The sequence below is a fragment of the Candidatus Binatia bacterium genome, from assembly GCA_036504975.1.
Classification (GTDB): Bacteria; Desulfobacterota; Binatia; order UBA9968; family UBA9968; genus JAJPJQ01.
Genome location: DASXUF010000175.1, coordinates 12826 through 30904, shown reverse-complemented (window position 1 = coordinate 30904; position 18079 = coordinate 12826). Strand labels below are relative to the sequence as shown.

Sequence of the window (18079 nt, the reverse complement as noted above, 5' to 3'; positions counted from 1 at the left end):
TCCGCTTCCGTCGGCGCGGGTGGTCCACTCGGTATATTCTCGTGCAGCGAGACCGTGATCCGAGGAACCGTATGCATCAAAAATGCACGTACGGGTCTGTGGGAGCCTCGGGCGGGCAACCGCCTGGGGCCACCCGGACATCATTCTGACCCAAGCTGCTTAAGGTGATTTAATGTATCTGAATTTTCGCTACAGCAATCCGCACCGATCCAATCCGCCACGACCGGGCATGGCCCATCCGGCGCATCGAAAGCGATCATCGAAGCGCAGACGCAACGTGAGCGTAAGAGCAGCTTAGAGCTTAAGCGAACAGAGCAGAATTTCAAATCCCAGTTTGTTAAGGATTCCATGCTTATGTTAACATCACCGAATCAATTTCTGCACCAGAATTCTTCCACCTTTTTCGGCGACGTGGGCGGAATCTTAATGACCAGTTGAGGGCGTTTTTTGAAGCGGATCGGGACCGGGGACCCCGTGGAGAAGGCTGTCCGCATCGCCCGGGAAATTGAAGGACAAATTTCCCCGAAAGAAATGCGGGTGTTGGTGCGCCTGGCTAGCAAAGTTTCACCCGACAACGTCGTCGTTGAAATCGGGACGTATCGCGGCCGCTCGACCGTGGCCCTGGCGCTTGGGTCGCAGACCGGCAGCGGTTCTCGTGTGTACACCATCGATCCTCATTTGAACTTCAAAGGCGTCAAAGGCGGCGAATTTGGCCCGAAGGACATGGCCGCGCTGTACGCGAACCTAACCAAGGCAGGCGTGGGCGAGACGGTGGCGGTGCTTTGTTTCCCGTCTCTCGTGTTAACGGGGCGTGAAGCAGCTTCTGGATGAGCTGCGGCAGGACGCACGGCTCGAGTTCGTCGACACAGTGGGTATTTTGACCTGGATGAAAAGGCGATGATTTTGACCGACGATTTTGTGTTCATTCATGAACCAAAGACGGGCGGCACATTTGTGACCGTCGCACAGACTCAGGATGGGTGAGGGCGCCGGCTTGAAACAACTTAACGTAACCCTGTTGATCTGTTCTCGAAACCGCGCTGCTTCGCTGCAGCGGTGTCTGGACTCGATCAATCCGGAGGAAATGCTCGAAGCAGAGACCGAGCTGGTCCTCGTCGACAACGGCTCGACGGACGACACACAGCAAGTCATGAGGTCGTTTCAACGGAAGGTCCCCTTTCCGGTGGAGGTGGTTGACGAACCGCGTCCCGGTTTATCTTACGCCCGAAATGCTGGACTCGTCAGGGTCAGGGGCGACGTCATCGTCTTCAGCGACGACGATTGCTATTTGGCGCCCGGCTACCTCCTCACAGCGAGTCGAGTCTTCGATTCAGGCCAATTTCATTATTGCGGCGGCCGCATTTTTCTGTACGACCCGACCGACGCCAGGTATGGCGTAAACCGGAAGGAAAAGTTTGAGAGACTTCCGCCCGGCAGTTTCATCCCCGCTGGGAAAATCCAGGGCGCAAACATGGTGTTCCACCGCAGTGTCATCGACAAGATCGGTCCGTTTGACACCATGCTCGGAGCCGGAACGCCGTTTCGCGTAGAGGACATTGATTATTGTGCGCGGGCGTCGATGGCAGGTTTCACGGGCGCTCACGTCCCTGAACTCGTGGTCTATCATCACCACGGCCGCAAGCCGGGCACGAATGAGTTCGAGCGGTGGACAGCGGATAATGACTACGGGCGCGGTGCGTATTACATGAAATTCATACTGTTGAGAAAATATGTTTATCTGCGGAAGTGGCTCAAAAGTGCGTTTCGACTGAAGAAGCTACCGGCGACAATACGCGAACTGCGCGGTGCGATCCATTACGCACGCGAGCGCGCACGAGCCAGCCAGGCGCTACGCCGGCAAATATAACCGTGGAGTCCGCTACCGAATGGGCCTCAGCGAAAGCCGACCCCTTGCTCTGGGCTATCGTGTGTAATATTTTTAAATACTTTGCTCGTTGGTTTTTTTATCGACTCTTGGGCCAAAGGCGTAAGGCTTACAAGGCGTAGGGACGACTGATAAAATGTGGGGCCGATTGAAACAAAGAGGCTAGACATGATTTTATCCGATCGTCGGGCGAAGCGCCGCTGAAACGATGCAAGCGATTTCCGGACCAGAGCGTGATCAGGCCATTGGTTACACCGGCGGTAATCTGGTTTTTATCGTGGGTTGTTCACGCAGCGGGACCACGTGGCTCCAACGTTTGCTCGCCGGCCATCCTAAAGTTCGAACCGGTCAAGAGCCGTGCGTTTTTCGTTCTTACGTGGCACCGCAATTAAGAGCGTGGCGTTGGGAATTGACCCGCGAGCGTGATCCCAAAACCGCTACGGGCAGAGGAGGAGTCGGACTCTCATGTTACTTTCAGGAACATGAGTTTCTCGCGGTCCTGAAAAACTACATGTATCAACTGCTGCGTCCGATGATCGGGAATCTTCAACCAGGAGAACTTTTTGTAGACAAAACCCCCGTAAATGCGATGTGTCTCGCCGAAATTTCAGAGCTGCTACCGGACAGCCGGTTCATATATTTACTTCGAGACCCGCGTGACGTCGTGGCCTCTCTGCTAGCGGCCTACCGCACCTGGGGCGCCGGATGGGCGCCTCGAACCGCGAGGGAGGCGGTTAAAATATGGATAAAGTTCGTCCGCGCCGCTGACATAGCCGCAAAGGATATCCCCTCACACCGTTTTTTAGAGATCCGATACGAAAAATTATTGGCCTCGCCGGAAGACACCTTGCTCAAGGTCGCGCAGTTCTTGAATCTCCAATGGGACCGCGAGGCCGTCAAAGGGGTCGTCACCAACAATAAAGCGAAGCTCGTGAAAGAAGGCGGCGGCACGCCGATTCCGGTTTACGGCGAAGTGGCGCAGCGCGTCGGTCACGTCGTCCGCGACCCGGCGGCTTTTATTCAAAGCGCAGGGCACGGCGGATGGAAAAAGCAATTGCGCTTTAGAGAAAAGTTCGTGGTCTGGCGTAAAGCCAGAAACTTGATGCGGCAGAAGGGGTACGCCTGCTCCTGGCGCGATTGGATCGGCGGCGGATTCCTGTGGTGACCCGAACAATCCGGTCCGAGAGGAACTGCGCGCTCATCTGCGTCCGTATAACAAGCAACTGAATGACTATCTGGGGGTTGATTTCGGCTGGTAGCTCCTGCGGTAACCAGAAGCGGGCGCAGTGCACGAACCATGAATCAAAAAACATTTCTGTTTATCGGTGGAATACATCGCAGCGGCACTTCGTTGCTGCATGAGATACTTCGAAGCCATCCCCGGGTCAGCGGTTTCCATCGCACCAAGGTGCCCGAAGACGAGGGTCAGCACCTCCAATCGGTTTTTCAACCGGCCAAAGCGTTCGGAGGGCCGGGTCGCTTTGGCTTTGATGAGCGATCGTTTATGGACGAGCATCATTCCCTGACCACGGCCGAGAACGCAAAAATTCTTTTTAACCAGTGGAGCCGGCACTGGGATCTTCAGCGCGATTATCTCGTCGAGAAATCGCCTCCCAATCTGGTCCGCACGAGATTTTTACAGGCTATGTTTCCACGCTCGGCGTTCATCATCGTTTTGCGCCAGCCCATCGCGGTAGCCTACGCGACGGAAAAGATGAGCCGGACGAGCATCGCGTCCCTGATCGAACATACGCTTCTGTGCTACGAACGGTTTCTCTCCGACCTCCCGCGCCTCAACCGGTGTTTCGTGCTCCGATATGAAGAGTTCGTTCGCAACCCGCAGGCCGTCTTTGACGAAATCTGCCGCTTCATAGACATTGAGCCGGTGCGGATTCAGCAGAAGGTCCACGCAAACGTGAACGATAGTTACTTCAAAAAGTGGGAAAAGGATAAAGCACGCCTTTTAACCTCTCTGCCGGCGACCCATGAGGAGCGCGCCAATCGAATCGGTTATAGCCTTCACCGCACAAAAGATCTATTATCCGTCTCATTCCTTGGCACGCATGACGGCCCTGTGCAACTCTCGAGCGCTTAGCTTACCAACCTCCGGCACCCTTGGTCATTTTTCTCGTGCCTAACGCCTTTGTCTTAGATGACCCATGAGATTCCCCCAGGATTTTACCAGGCGACCTTCGGCTTTGTATGCTCTTCGCCTTTGGAAAGACACACGATAGAACAACCAACGGAGAGAATATCTCAAAAGATTCGGGATAACATGCCGCGCTAGGGAATTATGTAGGTACAGGCTTTCGCTGAGGCCCATCTGATAGCGCACGCCGCGATTGTACTTTCCGCCGTAACGTTTTGGATCGAGCTCGTGGTAGACGACCGCAAGCGGGGTGTAGCCGATTTTAAAACCCGCAGCCCGAACCCGGCGAGAAAATTCCGTATCTTCGCCGAATCCCGAGGCGCCCACGCCCAGACGGTGATCGAGAAAACCCAGTTTTTCGAACACCGCGCGCCTAAATGAGCATACCCCGACCATTCCGTTGGTCTCCTTAATCCTGTCGCCGCGATCGATAATAGCAATGTTGTACTCATAGAGCCTTTTCGGATCCGCAGGATTTCCCGCTGCATCGACTCCAGGGAGGACTTTCCCTTGAAACGCATCGAAGGAAGTCGTGCTGTAAGAATGGAGGAGTCCCGTGAGCCATCGACGATCCAAGACCACGTCGTCGTCCATCGGGCAGATGATTTCTCCGCGGCATGCTCGAAGCCCGCAATTGATGGTTGCCGCTCGTCCCCGCTGCGTCTCACGGAGCGCTCGGAGCAAAAATTTTCGCGGCTTTCGCTGCTCCTCGATCAGCAGCTTGGCCGTATCGTCGGTAGAGTCGTTATCGACGATCAAGACTTCGAGCGTTGTGGAACCGAGGCCTTCCAACGAATCCACGCTGGCCAAAAGCCTGACCAAGCTTTGCGCTCGATTGTAGGTCGCGACGATGACGCTGATTTCATATTTGCCGTCCATCGTCCGGATCCCCTGCGTCATGGAACGATCTACGGATTGGCGGCTTCACCCGAGACCTCATGGAGACCGGAGGGGGGGCCCTTGATCGCCCGCGACTGGATGCGGCTTCGAAGGAACATTCGGATCGCCCGCCGTCCCATGAAGGTGGCCAGCCATAGCATGGCGGCTTTTGCGTTGAGCTCGTTTTTCAAGCTATGAATCGCCGCCCGGCGGGCTTCCTGCTTTCGATTGTTGATCAACGCAAGGCGGCCCGCATTGGCGTACAATTTGGCCAACTGCCGGTTCCAAAATCTGGCTGAGACCAAACCGGGAAACAACGCGCGATTCTTTTCCAGAACCCGGGCGCGCATATACAGCATCCGCGTTTTGTCGTTTGAGATATTGGTAGGATGGAGACGTTTGGCGCAAAGAACCCAAGGGAGATGGACGACGCCGAAAGAAGCCGAGATCCTGAGCCACATATCCCGGTCTTCGACCGATATGAGATTCAGGTCGAAGAGGCCGACCTTTTCAAAGCACTCTTTTCGAATCATGACCGTACTGGTCGGAATAAAGTTGAACTTCACAAGCTCGGCAAAAGCCTTCGGAGCGGAGAAAATTCGCGCGACGCTGCCTTCGAGCGCTTCCGCGGCGAAAGGTATGTACGGGTCGCCCTGATCCATAAACTTCCGGCATCGGCCGGATAAGAAGGCCATGTCGGGATGCTGTTGCAAAAAATCGACCTGGAGTTGCAGCTTGTTCGAGACCCAGAGATCGTCGGCGTCCAGAAAACAGACGAAGTCTCCTTTGGCCGCCCGGATGCCGTTATTGCGCGCGGCGGCCGCGCCGCGGTTTGGCTGGTATAAATAGGTGAGCCGCCCGTGAAGCCTGCTCAAGACCTCGCGCGTTTCGTCGGTCGAGCCGTCATCGACGACGATGATTTCGTAATTGCCGTAGGTCTGATCCAATACGCTTTGAACCGCCTGGTGGACAAACCCGGCCGCGTTGTAGGCAGGTATGATGACGCTGACCAGAGGCGCTCTGGATGAAGGAATCGACATATGCAGGAATATTCGTAACGTTAACTGTTTTTATGCCGGTATGTCAAATTGCGCAGGGCTCGGCGCCGGGATGGACATTCCGTCAGATCGGCGGCGGTTCGAGCGCGGCGCCGCGGTTCAATGGCAATCCGTGACCGGGAATGATATGAGGACGCTAAGGAGATCGGACGCGCGCTTTTCTATGGGAAAAAACTCGCCGTTCAACGAAGGACGAGGAGCCATGATCAAGGCGTGGAGACACAACTGGACCTCACAGGCCCGCCGATATCTCCGGGCGGATGCGATCGTGGTCTCGATCCCCAAAAGCGGAAGGACCTGGCTGCGGGTGTTCCTCTATGCGTACTTTTGCCGCTCGGTCAACCGGGAATTTACCATCAGCAACAGGAAGCTCGCGGGCACGGGTGTCCCGAAGGTGATGTTTACCCACGACCTGTGGGGTTATGTGACGAGCCGGAAGCTGAAGTTTCGGCTGTTGGGCAAGGAGTTGATCCCTGCGCGCGCGTGCCGGACCAAGCCGATTCTCCTGCTCGTCAGGGATCCACGAGACGTGATCGTGTCGTTCTTTTTTCAGATCACCAAGAGGGGCGGCTCCTACCGCGGCGATTTGTCGGGCGCCATCCGGCACCCGGGATTCGGCGTCAACGCGATGGTGGACGTGATGAATGCGTGGATGGCGGAATGGAGCCGGCGAAGCGATTTCAAATTTGTCCGTTACGAAGATTGCCAAAGCGACACCGAAGCGGCTTTCCGGGAGGTGCTCGGATTTCTCGGCGTCGGGAAAATCGATGAAGCGGTCCTTCGTCATAGCCTCGAATTCTCAAGCTTTGAAAACATGAAGCGGATGGAATCGATGCGTCAATTTAAAAACAAAATACTATCCGCGGCCAATCTGGACGATCCGGAATCCTACAAGGTGCGCCGGGGAATCGTCGGGGGCTACAGGGATTACGTCGCACCGGACGACATTCGCTATCTCGACCACGCCGTGAGCCGCCTGGACGAACGATTCGGCTACGGACCGGGTACCCGGCCCATAGCGTTCAACACCATGTCTTCGTCCCATTTGCAAACGAATTGACCTGAACAAAGAGAAGGCGCCCGGTTATTGTAGCAGACAATGCTGTGCGCGGAGTTCTCGGGCGCGTCGAAAGGCTCCGACCGCAGCGGGAAATACGGAAAAAAGATAGACGCGTCTTGATCTTCCCCTCCGGATCGAACTTTTTTGCCATTGGCTCACGATGGTGGCGGTTTGATCCTCCTGCCTTGTCGATCAGGGGCCCTAACGCAGCGGTCCGGTGGCACTGGCGCTGCGGAAATGGTATAAGAGAGGGAAAATCGGAAATTGAACGGGATCTTCATGAGTGAAAACGTCGAAGCTCAACAAAAAAACGTTTCATTAGTGGCTCCCTACGGCGGCAAGCTGATCGATCTGGTCGTGAAAGCAGAGGACCGGACCGAGCTGATTCGCTACGCCTATACGCTTCCATCCATTCAGATGTCCTCCCGGTCTCTGTGCGACATCGAGCTTTTGGCGGGCGGCGCGTTTTCGCCGCTCGATCGTTTCATGGGCAAGGAGGACTATCTCGGCGTGGTCGAGAACATGCGGCTCAAGAACGGGACGCTGTTTCCGATTCCGATCGCGCTTCCCGTCGCCGACGGAAAAGACATCCGCGTCGGCGCCGATATCACTCTCAGAAACGCCAACAACGAGCTCATCGCCGTGATGACCATCGAGGAAAAGTTCGCGTGGGATTTTAACCACGAAGTGTCGAACGTCTATGGCACCACCGATTCGCGCCATCCGATGGTCGCCGAGATGACTTCCTGGGGGCCGGTCTATATTTCCGGAGCGCTCAAGGTGTTGAACCTGCCCAAGCACTACGACTTCGTGGACCTTCGTCGAACTCCGGCGGAAGTGCGCCGGACGCTCCAGTCGATGGGCCACGCCAACGTGGTCGCGTTTCAAACGCGGAACCCGATCCACCGCGCGCACGAGGAGTTGACCAAGCGGGCCGCGGCGGAGGTCGGCGGCTCGTTGATTATCCATCCCGTGGTGGGCATGACCAAGCCAGGCGACATCGACCACTACACGCGCGTGCGTGCCTACCGGGTGCTGGTCGAGAAGTATTACGAGCGCGGCACCACGCTCCTCAGCCTGCTGCCTCTCGCGATGCGGATGGGCGGGCCGCGCGAAGCGCTATGGCACGCCATCATCCGGAGGAATCACGGCGCGAATCACTTCATCGTCGGGCGCGACCATGCGGGTCCCGGGAAGGATTCGAAGGGAAAACCGTTTTACGGACCGTACGACGCGCAAAATCTCTTGCGCAAGTATCAAGATGAAATCGGCGTCAAAGCGGTGCCGTTCAAGGAATTGGTTTATTTGCCCGGTGAAAGCCGCTACGAGGAAATGGACCGGGTGCCGCGGGGCGCGGTCATTTCTTCGATCTCCGGGACGGAAGTGCGCGAGGATTATCTCGGCAACGGCAAGAAGCTGCCGGAGTGGTTCACCCGTGCGGAAATCGCCGCGATCTTGTCGCAGGTCTCGCCGCCTTTCCACAAAAGAGGTTTCTGCATCTGGTTCACCGGGCTTTCCGGTGCCGGAAAATCGACCATCGCGGAGATTCTCGCCAGCCTTCTCCTGGAGCACGGGCGGGAGGCGACCGTGTTGGACGGCGACGTCGTGCGCACCCATCTCTCCCGCGGCCTGGGCTTCAGCAAGGAAGACCGCGACATGAACATCCTCAGGATCGGCTACGTGTCATCGGAAATCGTGCGCCACAACGGCGTCGTGATCTGCGCCGCCGTGAGTCCCTATCGCGCGACGCGCACCGAGGTGCGCAGCATGGTGGGCGAAGATCAATTCATCGAGGTCTATGTCGACACGCCGCTCGAAGTCTGCGAGCAACGCGACATCAAGGGAATGTACGCCAAGGCCCGCCGGGGCGAGATCAAGGGTTTTACCGGGATCGACGATCCGTACGAGGAGCCGCTCGATCCGGAGCTGCGCCTGACGACGATCAAGTGCACGCCCGAGGACAACGCGCGCTTGATTCTCAATCACCTCATTGAAAAAGGTTTTCTTTTGGGCGCCGCAGACGAGAGAAATTTTTCCATCTGAAAAGGTCCCGATCTCCCCGGGCGCTTCCGGTTTGATTTTTCCGCCCTGCCTCACTATTCTCTACGAGCCGTTTCGGATATTTCGTCGAGCTTGCCATGAGCGCGGGAAAACCTGAGATCTCCGCCATCGTCGTCTGCTTCAACGAGGAGGACAACATCGGACGCTGCCTCGCGAGTCTTCAGTGGTGCGACGAAATCGTCGTGGTCGATTCGTTCAGCACCGACCGGACCGTGGAGATCTGCCGGCGCTACACCGACCGAATCATCCAGCGCGCCTGGGCGGGATATCGGGACCAGAAGGCTTTCGCCCATTCGCAGGCAACCAAAGAATGGGTGTTCCTGGTCGATTCGGACGAAGAGGTTTCGGCGGGCCTCAGGGACGAGATCGGAAGTGTCCTGGCCGGCGGCGTCTACGGCTTGGCCGCGCTCTCCGTGCCCCGTCTGGTCCGCTACCTCGGCCGCTGGTGGCGGCGCGGCGGCTGGTATCCCGACTACGACATCAGGATTTTCCGGCGCGAGCTGGCCCGCTGGGGCGGAACCGACCCGCACGAGAAAATTATCGTGGACGGCAAAGTCCGCCGCTTGCGCAATCCGCTGTACCATTATTCCTATCGCGACGCGGCGGACCACTGGAAGCGAATCAATCATTTTACCAGCGTATCGGCGGCCGAGCAGAAGGGCGAAGGCCGGCCGTGGCGCTGGGCGGACAACCTCCTGCGTCCGCCGTTTCGCTTCTTCCGCGCCTACGTGTTGAAGAGCGGCTGGCTCGAGGGGTTTCCCGGCTATTTCGTCGCCGCGACCGCGGCGATGTACGTGTTTCTCAAGTACGCGAAGTTGAGAGAGCTGGAGCTGAAACAGCAGGACGCCGAGGACGGTGGTCAACCGTAGACGACCGCTCAAGATCCTTCACATCGACCCCGAGAGGCGGTGGGGCGGCGGCGAAAGACAGGTTGTCGGTCTGCTCGAATATCTTTCGCGGTGGGGACACGCGAACCATCTTCTCTGCCATCCGGACGGACCGCTGGCCCGCGAGGCGCGGAAAATCGGGATCGAGATTCACCCCTTGAGACTCAGCAACGATCTCGATTTCAGGCCGGTGTTGCCCGTGCGGCGCTTGATTCGCGACGCAAGCTACGACATTGTGCATTTTCATACGAAGCGGGCGCACGCTTTCTCGCTCTGGCTGGGAAGCCCGTCCCGCGGGCCGAAACGAGTCGTGACGCGGAGAATGGATTATCCGATGCGAAGAGGCTGGTACGACCGTTATCTCTACAACCGGCGAGTGGACGGAGTCGTCGCCATTTCTCAATCCATTGCCGCGCTGCTCATCGAAGGCGGCGTGAAAAAAGAAAAGCTTCGCGTGATCCACAGCGGCGTCGATCCCGAGCCTTTCAGAAATATTCCGGTCGCGGGCGGCGATCGTTCCGCGGCGGTGATCGGCACGGCGGCGGTGCTCGAGGAGAGAAAGGGCCTGCGCTTTCTATTGGAGGCGGCGGCGGAATTAAAGCGCCAGGGTCACCGGCTTCAGTTTCGCATCGCCGGCGAGGGCTCGCAGAGAGAGAAGCTTGAGAGGCTGGCGGAAACTTTGGGCGTGAAGGAAGAGGTAGCCTTGTTGGGCTTTGTCTCGGACATGCCGGCCTTTTTTTCTTCGATCGATATCTTTGTTCTGCCGTCGCTCTACGAGGGACTGGGAGTGGCGGCCCTGGAAGCGATGGCCGCGGCAAGACCGGTGATAGCGAGCGCCGTGGGCGGGCTTCGCGAGCTGGTGGCCGACGAGGTGACGGGTCTGCTGACGGCGCCCGGGGATGCCCCGTCGCTGGCGCGCGCGATCTCGCGGCTGGTTTCGGAGCGCGAGCGCATGCGCGAAATGGGGGAGAACGGCAGGGCGCGGGTGGAAAAGTATTTCATGATGGAGCAGATGGCCAAGCAGAACGAAAGCTACTATTACGATTTGCTGGAAGGTCGCGCCTAGACGAGCCGGGAGGAGTCGTACGTGGCGTCAAAAAAAAACCGGCTGCTGTCCCTCATGGCGAAGTTTCGCCGCAGCCGCATCCTCGTCGTCGGCGATTTAATGCTCGACCGCTTCATCTGGGGCGAGGTCGAGAGGATCTCGCCGGAAGCGCCGGTGCCGGTGCTGCGCATGACGACGGAAAGTTTCCGCCTCGGCGGGGCGGCGAACGTGGTGCACAACGTACGAAGTCTCGGCGGCAAGGTCGCCGTCGTCGGAGTCGTCGGACGCGACCGCACCGGCACGATGCTGCTCGGGGCGCTGCGCGGGATCGGCATTTCGACCGCCGGCGTTTTTGTCGAGTCCGGGTTTCAAACGACGCAGAAGATCCGCATCATCGCGCACCCGCGCCACCAGCAGATCATGCGCCTGGATCGGGAGAACGGCGGCCGCCTCGGCGGGCAGGTGCGGCAGAAAATTCGCCGGTACATTGTGCGCAACGCCGCGCGCTACGATGCCGTCGTAATTTCCGACTACGGCAAAGGCGTCGTCCACCGGGAGCTTTTGGAACTGTTAGAGCGCTTGATCGGAGAGAAGAATCTCCTCTGCGTCGCGGACCCGAAGAAGGAGAACTTCGGCGTCTACCGCAACCTGTCTCTGGTAACGCCCAACCGCGACGAGGCGAGCGAGGCCTCCGGAACCGTAATCCGCGACGAGGCGTCGCTGCGCGAGGCCGGGCGGCGGCTATTGGAATTGTGGCAAGCCAAGGCGGTGTTGATCACGCGCGGACCGGATGGAGTGAGCCTCTTTCGGCCCGGCAGAGAAGTGCGGCACTTTCCGGCCGAGCGGCAGGAGATCTTCGACGTGACCGGGGCGGGCGATACCGTCGTTGCGACGGTGTCGCTGGCGCTTGCCAGCGGCTCCAGCTATGAAGAGGCCGCGATATTGGCCAATCTGTCGGCCGGCCTGGTCGGCGACGAGGTCGGCCCGGTGGCGGTGCCGCTGGAGAAATTGAAGCGGGTGGTGCGAGGACGGAAATGAAGAGCATGACGGGCTATGGCGAAGCGACGGCCCAGGGCCGCTCGGTCAGGGTGCTGGCGCAGTTGCGCACTCTCAATCATCGCAACCTCGATCTGCAAGCGCGGCTGCCGAGGGAATATTTGAGCCTGGAGGAGGAAATCCGCAGGCTCATCCGGGAAAAGATCGCGCGCGGGCGGGTGGAGCTTTTCGTCACCCGTTCCGTGCTCAAAGGCCAGGGCCGGCGCGTCGATCTGGACGAGCGGCTGCTCAGCCAGTATCTGCAATCTTTTCGCCGGATCAAGCGCAGGTTCGGTCTTCAGGGAAACGTCGATCTATCGCTCTGCGCCGGGTTGCCCGATCTGTTTCAATTCATCGAGCCGGGGACAAGAGAGAAGGAAGAGAGCGGCCTCGTCTTCAAGGCGCTCTCGGGCGCGCTCAAAAACCTCGAGCGCTCGCGCGAGCGCGAAGGAAAGCAGCTCATGCTCGACGTCGCGGCGCAGACGGACCACCTCCGAGCCGTCGCCGCGGCGCTGGCGAAGGAAGCCGGCAGGATCGGTCTCAGACTCAAGCAGTCGCTCGTCCTGAAAGAAGGCGGTGAGGCGCCGGCGCAAAGCGCCTCGGCGGGGAATGGGGGCTGGACTTTCAAGGGCGACATCCACGAAGAGACGGTGCGGCTCAAAACCCACGTGAGAGAGCTCGGCCGGCTGGTCCGGCGCCGGAGCACGATGGGAAAGAGAATCGAATTTCTCCTGCAGGAGATCATCCGCGAGCTCAACACGATCAGCTCCAAGGCGCCGCAATTGCCGGTCGTTCAGCTCGTCGTCGCGGGCAAAGAAAGAGTGGAAAAGATCCGCGAACAGGCGCAGAATATCGAGTGATGTGGCACATATTCAATTTATCTAGTATTGACAACGCTTTTTTCGGTTTCACTCGCCCTTATTGGGGTCAAAGTGTCCTTAAGGTGTCCAACACGATCTTGATCTGAGATTCCATCCGCCAGCCACGCAAGCGCTTCTCCGTTCGTCGAGCTAGGCATGAAGTGGGAGTAGACGCTCAAGGTGATCTGAGAATTCTTGTGGCCGAGATACGCGCTGACTTCTGCGATAGGTGTTCCGTGCGCGAGTAGCAGGGACGCGAACGAGTGTCTCAGGCTATGAACGGTCAACCGGCGCAATTTGTTGCCGTCTCCGGCTTTTCGATTGACGTTCTTGACAGCGGCATCGAACGCCCGCCACGTTGTTTTTCTATCCAGTGGCGAGCCGTCTGCTTTTGGAAACACGAGATTCCATTCGCTCGCGGACACCGTAGTTTCCATTTTCTCAGCTCCAGCGCCAACGATGACGATATATTTGGTATCGTTCGCCGACTGCTCCGGGTCTTTGGCGTGGTAAAAGTTGGGTTGCCGTTCTGATCGTAGATATTGGCCCAGTTCTGATTGACCTTCACGATCCTCGCGTCAAGGTCGATATCTTCCCACCTGAGCGCGGCCGCTTCGCCGTGTCTCAGTCCAATGAACGCCAGCGTCATGAAAAGGGTTTGATATAGTCCGGGTTCGGCACCGTCAATCAGGCGGAGGATCTCTTCGCGATCGTAAATCTGATCCTCGCTGACTTCCGCAGAAGCGTTTCCGGCTTCGTCGGCCACGTTGGAGCCGGTCGCTAGTCGATGCGCTCGCGCCGCGGGATTCATTCTGATTTTGTCTTGGCGCATTGCCTCATTGAAAATCGCGGCCATCGTCGTCAATAACTCGTTCACCGACTTCGGACACAAACCCGCCTGCTGCCAGACGCCTCTCGATGCCTCGATCTCAGCGGTCTGGATAGTGTCCATTTTGCGAGCGCCGTAAATCGGATTGAGATGCTTGCGCAAGTGATTGTCCCACTTGTCCAGGGTGGCCTTTTTAATCTTCGCACTACTGCCCCGCGCCTTGCTTACCTTTTTCTCTTCGAACCATGCCAGCGCGACTTCTTGGAACGTCGGCACGTCTGCTGGAGCGATGTATTCGCGCTTTCTAACTTGCGTCCGCGTAGCGTCTAGGGCTGCGCGTGCCTCCCTCTCGCGATCAAAACTCTCTCGATGACGAATCCCGTCCTGATCGCGGAAATCGATCTGAAATCGGCCTGACGGCAATTTTTTTATGCCCCCCGTCCGCAATTTCCTCATTTCTTTTTCCCCTTTCGCTTTTTGGATTCCATGACGAGCAGGAACCGGACGGCAAGCTCGGTGGTTCGCATGATCGGCTGTTCGCCGCGTTCCATTCGGGCGATTGAAGTAGCCGTCAGCCCGATGGCCGTAGCGAGTTCCGCCTGCGTCATGCGCAGCCGAGTCCGTAACCGTCTTAATTCCTTTGGCGTCATGGTTATACATGATGTACAGTAGCGAATGGGGCTTTGTCAATGCCCCCTAGTTTTTAGCCTTCCTGTTTTCTTCGATGAAGCGCTCGATATCCTCGACTTTGAATCGAATATAAGAACCGATGACGACGCGGGGCAATTTCCCGGCCCGGCCCGCCTCCTCTATCCAGGTTCGCGGTACGTTCCACTGCTTTGATACTTCCGCAGAAGATAGCAGGGGCGCGCCGCCCGTCTTCGCCGCTGCCAGCTCGGCGGCAACGGCCTCGCGGATCACTTCCCGCAATTCGACCATCGTCATAGTGACGATCATCCTGGAATCGTTGCTTGACGATTCGGGTCGTTTCAGCGGGACGACTTTATTTTGCTCGTTCATGTTCGCCTCGCATTACAGTGGATCAGATCAGCGCGCCATCCCTTTTCTCGATCAGCCGATTCTGCCAGCGCCGCAGAGTTTGGAGATGCTTGCGAATGTGCTCCGGCTTGAGATTCATATCGAGCAACTTTGACCAGGTCTGGACGATCTTCTCGACTTCTCCCGGCTCCGGCTCCGGCATGCTGCGGATGGACTCGACTTTTATCGCTGAGTGGATGCGCGTCACGGGCCGAGCTTCGCGCAAGTCGCTGTCTTCGCGCGGTAGTGACATGGCGATAAAGGGGGCTGTCGATCCGTAGATGTCCCTGAGTTTCACTGCGCACCTCCCACTGGAAAGTAATTGATTATTTTCCGGTGTTTCCGGTTTCCGGTAGACTGCCCCTGGCTGAGGTCCAAGATCGGCATGCCGCACCGGAAAGGAAACTGGAAAATGCTCTCTCTCTTTATAAGAGAGCTTTTCCGGTTTTCCGGTGCCGATGCCTCAGCCTTTCCGCTTTGCCCGTAATGCGCCTTTCAATCATGCTGCTCACCAAAATTTTCCGCCTTTTCCGGTTTTCGGTAGAGACGTGCCTGACCTCTGTTTTGCCTCGCGATCAGCTTTAGATCGAACAATGTGCTGAGACACCCCCTCGCTGTCGGTTTCGAGATGTTCACCACTTCGGCCACTTGCTTTACCGTTCGCCACTCCAGATCATCGAGCGCGGCCATAACTCTTTTGCGCAGCTCGTCTTCGGCACGTTTACTTTCACCAGGCCCGAGATATTCGATTTTTGTACCCCGGCCGTCTTCGGTATCCATCAGTCTGACGAGAAATTCAGGCTCGAAAATGCTGTTCTCGGGTTCATCTTTGAGCGACACCTCGACCTTGATGACTCCCTTTTCTTTTGTTTTCGAAAAGAACAACGTGCTTTCAGAGAACCCGCCGAGCACGCGACTACCTAGGATCTCGTCATGCGGATCGCCGCCCGCGCTGTTCTTCCGGGTGTGATGGAGGATGATGAACGCAGATTCGTAGTCGCGATTGAGCTGATCGAGAAAAAGGACTATCTCTGCCATGCCTTGGTTATCGTTGGTGTCCCGTGCGTGAAGCCGTGAGAATACATCCAGGTAGACAAAATCGGGGCGAAAGGTTTTTATTTCGAATTCAAGGACCTCGCGCCATGCCGCCACGTCGAGCCGGAAACCTTTTTTCACCGAGATGCGAAAGTAATCATCCGCAGGCACCTCACCACCCTGTGCTGCGATTAGACGATCAAGCCGTCGCCTGACTCTTCGTTTATTGTCCTCCTCTTCTATGATGAGAACCCGCCGCTTCTTCGGAACATTGAACCGGCCATAGAGCGGCTTCCCGGTGCTCAAACAAATGCCCTCAGCAATCATCTCCCAAGATTTGACCGTTTTCGGCGCAGCTATCGAAAATCCGTTTGCTCTCAATGGTCGGATACCCTCGATGCCCATTTCGAGAATTTCCTCGGGCGAGTTGAGCATCGCTGATAGCGGTTCACTGAAAGGCGGAATGTCCGTCGGCGGCAGCTCGACACTTTCTAACTCCAGAAATCCGTCGCGGCCCTTTGCTAACAGAAAATCATCGAGACCGACTTTAACGCCGTCTGGGCTAGGAAGATCGACTGACAGAACGAGAGCCGCGCCGCGCCGGTAAAATTCTTTTCCGAGAGCTTGCCGAGCCTTCCTGACTTGCGCATTCAACGCTGCGTCGGAGTCGAACACTATAGTGATGACGCGGCCGCGCACGTCGATAAGGTCGAGGTCTGCTATGGGACCGCTTTCTCCATTGGCTCCACGCGCACGCCAACCCCAGACCCCAACAAGCCCGACGCACAGTAAGCCGTTCTCCACCGCCCCTAGCGTCTTAAATTCGCCCTCGGTGATTAACAGCGGCTCGGCCACGTCTTTGAGCTTGTCGTCGATGCCGCGCGGAAAGTACACAAGGCTCCCGGCTCCGCGCGGCGAGAGATATTTACCAGCGGGTTTGCCCTCAATCACAAAAGGATTGTCAGGTCGAAATCTCTGCGTGCGAATCACGCCGGTGACTGGATGAAAAAATGGAATGAAGATGCCGCTGCTCTTCGGGTCGAACCCAAGAACGGACTTGGCCTCGCTGCTTGATGCCGATCTAATACCATTCGCGCTCGCCGTCTCCAGAGAAATTCCGCGCTCCGCGAGGAGTTGTTTGTGCGCCGCGCTCAGCGCAGGCTCGCGTGATTCTTTTTTGTCCGCGCTTATCACATTTCAACTCTGCTGATTTCGATGCTGTTGTTCTCCGCGCACGAAAATTTTCATGGCTTCCCTGACGAGCGGAAGCCCGAGCGTAGTCGCTTTACGAATCGCCTCAGAACGCGGGATGCGAAGTTCGCGCGCAACGTCACTGATAGCTTCGAGCTGCTCTGTGGTGAAGCGGACCGCCTCGATTTTTTGAAAAGTGCTGCCGAAGGGACGACCGGATTTTTTCATTGTCATGAGGCCGATTGTATGCTAAAAAATAACAGTTGCACGAATGAGGGCACTTAGTCGAATTTGCAGGGTTTTTTGATGAGCGGTAAATTTATAGTAAACCCAGGAGTGGAAAAGGACCTTATTCAATGGGTTGCCAGCGAATATCCTGATACGGCAACAAATTCGCTCATCTGCTCGATCCGCTCAATGTCAGCTCTGACGAAGTATAGTGAGGATATCGTAAAAGATGCGATTCGAACCGGTAGTCTTTTTGCCTATGATGCTAGCGGATATTTCACGGATGCCGACGCACAGCGTGGACGCGCATTGCGGGCTATAAGCCATGTCGATACTGTGATGGCTTGGAAACAAGTGAAGGATTTCAGTGTAGCTACCGCGCGCCAGAACAACGCGGCCCGACTGAACGCGCATAGGATGATGACCGATCATATCACCGACGTGAGTTCCGGCTCTGCGATGATAACCGATCCAAGCTCCGGCTCGGGTTGGATCATGAAATGAGAGATAGGAAAATGAAAGCCAACGGCAGACGCAAGGTAGAATTCTTGACTCCCGAGGAAGGGCGAAAGCTCCTCGACGAACAGGCTCGTCGTTATCTACACATGAGCGGGGAGGAATTCGCCCGCAAGTGGAATGCAAAAGAATTCGACGACCCCGATCGGCCTGAAATCATGCAGGTCGCATTTCTCTTACCCTTTGGCAGGTAAAACACCCCATCAAGCAGTTCGGAATTGTCTTGAGCCGCTTAATCTAGCGGTGTCATGCGTGACTCGCGATGTGCTCGTAGCGAGCGGTTCTGATTTAAACAAGATCGAATCCCTCACGCTAAACAAGGG

At 57.1% G+C, this 18079-nt stretch carries 19 protein-coding genes; 12 read left to right on the top strand and 7 right to left on the bottom strand.

Features of this window, described 5'->3' with window-relative positions:
* Positions 1–474 precede the first annotated feature (474 nt).
* The 4 genes from VGL70_21765 to VGL70_21750 all read left to right on the top strand — a co-directional run bounded on the left by VGL70_21765 (position 475) and on the right by VGL70_21750 (position 3980).
* On the top strand, positions 475–831 hold the full coding sequence (locus VGL70_21765) for a hypothetical protein (protein HEY3306157.1): 357 nt from the start codon (positions 475–477) through the stop codon (positions 829–831).
* Between the two features lie 163 nt (positions 832–994).
* Complete coding sequence (locus VGL70_21760; GenBank protein HEY3306156.1) at positions 995–1867, top strand: glycosyltransferase family A protein; 873 nt, start codon at positions 995–997, stop codon at positions 1865–1867.
* Positions 1868–2093: 226 nt separating this feature from the next.
* Entirely contained in the window at positions 2094–3050 is a 957-nt protein-coding gene (locus VGL70_21755; GenBank protein HEY3306155.1) for a sulfotransferase, read from the top strand.
* A gap of 132 nt (positions 3051–3182) precedes the next feature.
* A complete protein-coding gene (locus VGL70_21750) occupies positions 3183–3980 on the top strand; it encodes a sulfotransferase (GenBank protein ID HEY3306154.1) in 798 nt (265 codons plus the stop codon).
* Positions 3981–4019: 39 nt separating this feature from the next.
* Here VGL70_21750 and VGL70_21745 read toward each other — a convergent pair whose 3' ends face one another.
* Both VGL70_21745 and VGL70_21740 read right to left on the bottom strand, forming a co-directional pair.
* Positions 4020–4934: a glycosyltransferase gene (locus tag VGL70_21745; GenBank protein ID HEY3306153.1), complete on the bottom strand. Its 915-nt coding sequence runs from the start codon at positions 4932–4934 to the stop codon at positions 4020–4022.
* 8 nt (positions 4935–4942) lie between these two features.
* Positions 4943–5953 (bottom strand): glycosyltransferase, encoded by a 1011-nt coding sequence (locus tag VGL70_21740; protein HEY3306152.1) that lies wholly within the window; start codon positions 5951–5953, stop codon positions 4943–4945.
* A gap of 220 nt (positions 5954–6173) precedes the next feature.
* On the opposite strand from VGL70_21740, the gene VGL70_21735 reads away from it, so the two are divergent.
* From VGL70_21735 to VGL70_21710, 6 genes are all read left to right on the top strand, one after another.
* Entirely contained in the window at positions 6174–7031 is an 858-nt protein-coding gene (locus VGL70_21735) for a sulfotransferase domain-containing protein (GenBank protein ID HEY3306151.1), read from the top strand.
* A 279-nt stretch (positions 7032–7310) separates the two neighbouring features.
* Entirely contained in the window at positions 7311–9074 is a 1764-nt protein-coding gene (locus VGL70_21730; GenBank protein HEY3306150.1) for a bifunctional sulfate adenylyltransferase/adenylylsulfate kinase, read from the top strand.
* A 95-nt stretch (positions 9075–9169) separates the two neighbouring features.
* Positions 9170–9961: a glycosyltransferase family 2 protein gene (locus VGL70_21725; protein ID HEY3306149.1), complete on the top strand. Its 792-nt coding sequence runs from the start codon at positions 9170–9172 to the stop codon at positions 9959–9961.
* Positions 9948–11045, top strand: coding sequence for a glycosyltransferase family 4 protein (locus tag VGL70_21720; GenBank protein HEY3306148.1), 1098 nt, complete (start codon positions 9948–9950; stop codon positions 11043–11045). Before VGL70_21725 ends, VGL70_21720 begins: the two co-directional genes overlap by 14 nt.
* Positions 11046–11066: 21 nt before the next feature.
* Positions 11067–12062 carry a PfkB family carbohydrate kinase gene (locus tag VGL70_21715; GenBank protein ID HEY3306147.1) on the top strand — a complete coding sequence of 332 codons (996 nt, stop codon included), beginning with the start codon at positions 11067–11069 and terminating at the stop codon, positions 12060–12062.
* Positions 12059–12919 carry a DUF1732 domain-containing protein gene (locus VGL70_21710; protein ID HEY3306146.1) on the top strand — a complete coding sequence of 287 codons (861 nt, stop codon included), beginning with the start codon at positions 12059–12061 and terminating at the stop codon, positions 12917–12919. The genes VGL70_21715 and VGL70_21710 overlap by 4 nt, the downstream gene beginning before the upstream one ends.
* A gap of 283 nt (positions 12920–13202) precedes the next feature.
* On the opposite strand, the gene VGL70_21705 is transcribed toward VGL70_21710, so the two are convergent.
* The 5 genes from VGL70_21705 to VGL70_21685 all read right to left on the bottom strand — a co-directional run bounded on the left by VGL70_21705 (position 13203) and on the right by VGL70_21685 (position 17246).
* The gene (locus tag VGL70_21705) at positions 13203–14408 is read right to left on the bottom strand and encodes a site-specific integrase (GenBank protein HEY3306145.1); all 1206 of its coding nucleotides are present in this window, start codon (positions 14406–14408) and stop codon (positions 13203–13205) included.
* 36 nt (positions 14409–14444) lie between these two features.
* Positions 14445–14693: a helix-turn-helix domain-containing protein gene (locus tag VGL70_21700; GenBank protein ID HEY3306144.1), complete on the bottom strand. Its 249-nt coding sequence runs from the start codon at positions 14691–14693 to the stop codon at positions 14445–14447.
* Between the two features lie 97 nt (positions 14694–14790).
* Entirely contained in the window at positions 14791–15084 is a 294-nt protein-coding gene (locus VGL70_21695; GenBank protein HEY3306143.1) for a hypothetical protein, read from the bottom strand.
* A gap of 197 nt (positions 15085–15281) precedes the next feature.
* Positions 15282–17015, bottom strand: a complete 1734-nt coding sequence (locus tag VGL70_21690; GenBank protein ID HEY3306142.1) for an AAA family ATPase — start codon at positions 17013–17015, stop codon at positions 15282–15284.
* Between the two features lie 3 nt (positions 17016–17018).
* Positions 17019–17246 carry a ribbon-helix-helix domain-containing protein gene (locus VGL70_21685; protein HEY3306141.1) on the bottom strand — a complete coding sequence of 76 codons (228 nt, stop codon included), beginning with the start codon at positions 17244–17246 and terminating at the stop codon, positions 17019–17021.
* Between the two features lie 72 nt (positions 17247–17318).
* Here VGL70_21685 and VGL70_21680 point away from each other — a divergent pair, with 72 nt between their 5' ends.
* Both VGL70_21680 and VGL70_21675 read left to right on the top strand, forming a co-directional pair.
* Complete coding sequence (locus VGL70_21680; GenBank protein ID HEY3306140.1) at positions 17319–17744, top strand: hypothetical protein; 426 nt, start codon at positions 17319–17321, stop codon at positions 17742–17744.
* Positions 17745–17755: 11 nt separating this feature from the next.
* Positions 17756–17950: a hypothetical protein gene (locus VGL70_21675; GenBank protein HEY3306139.1), complete on the top strand. Its 195-nt coding sequence runs from the start codon at positions 17756–17758 to the stop codon at positions 17948–17950.
* Positions 17951–18079 lie beyond the last annotated feature (129 nt).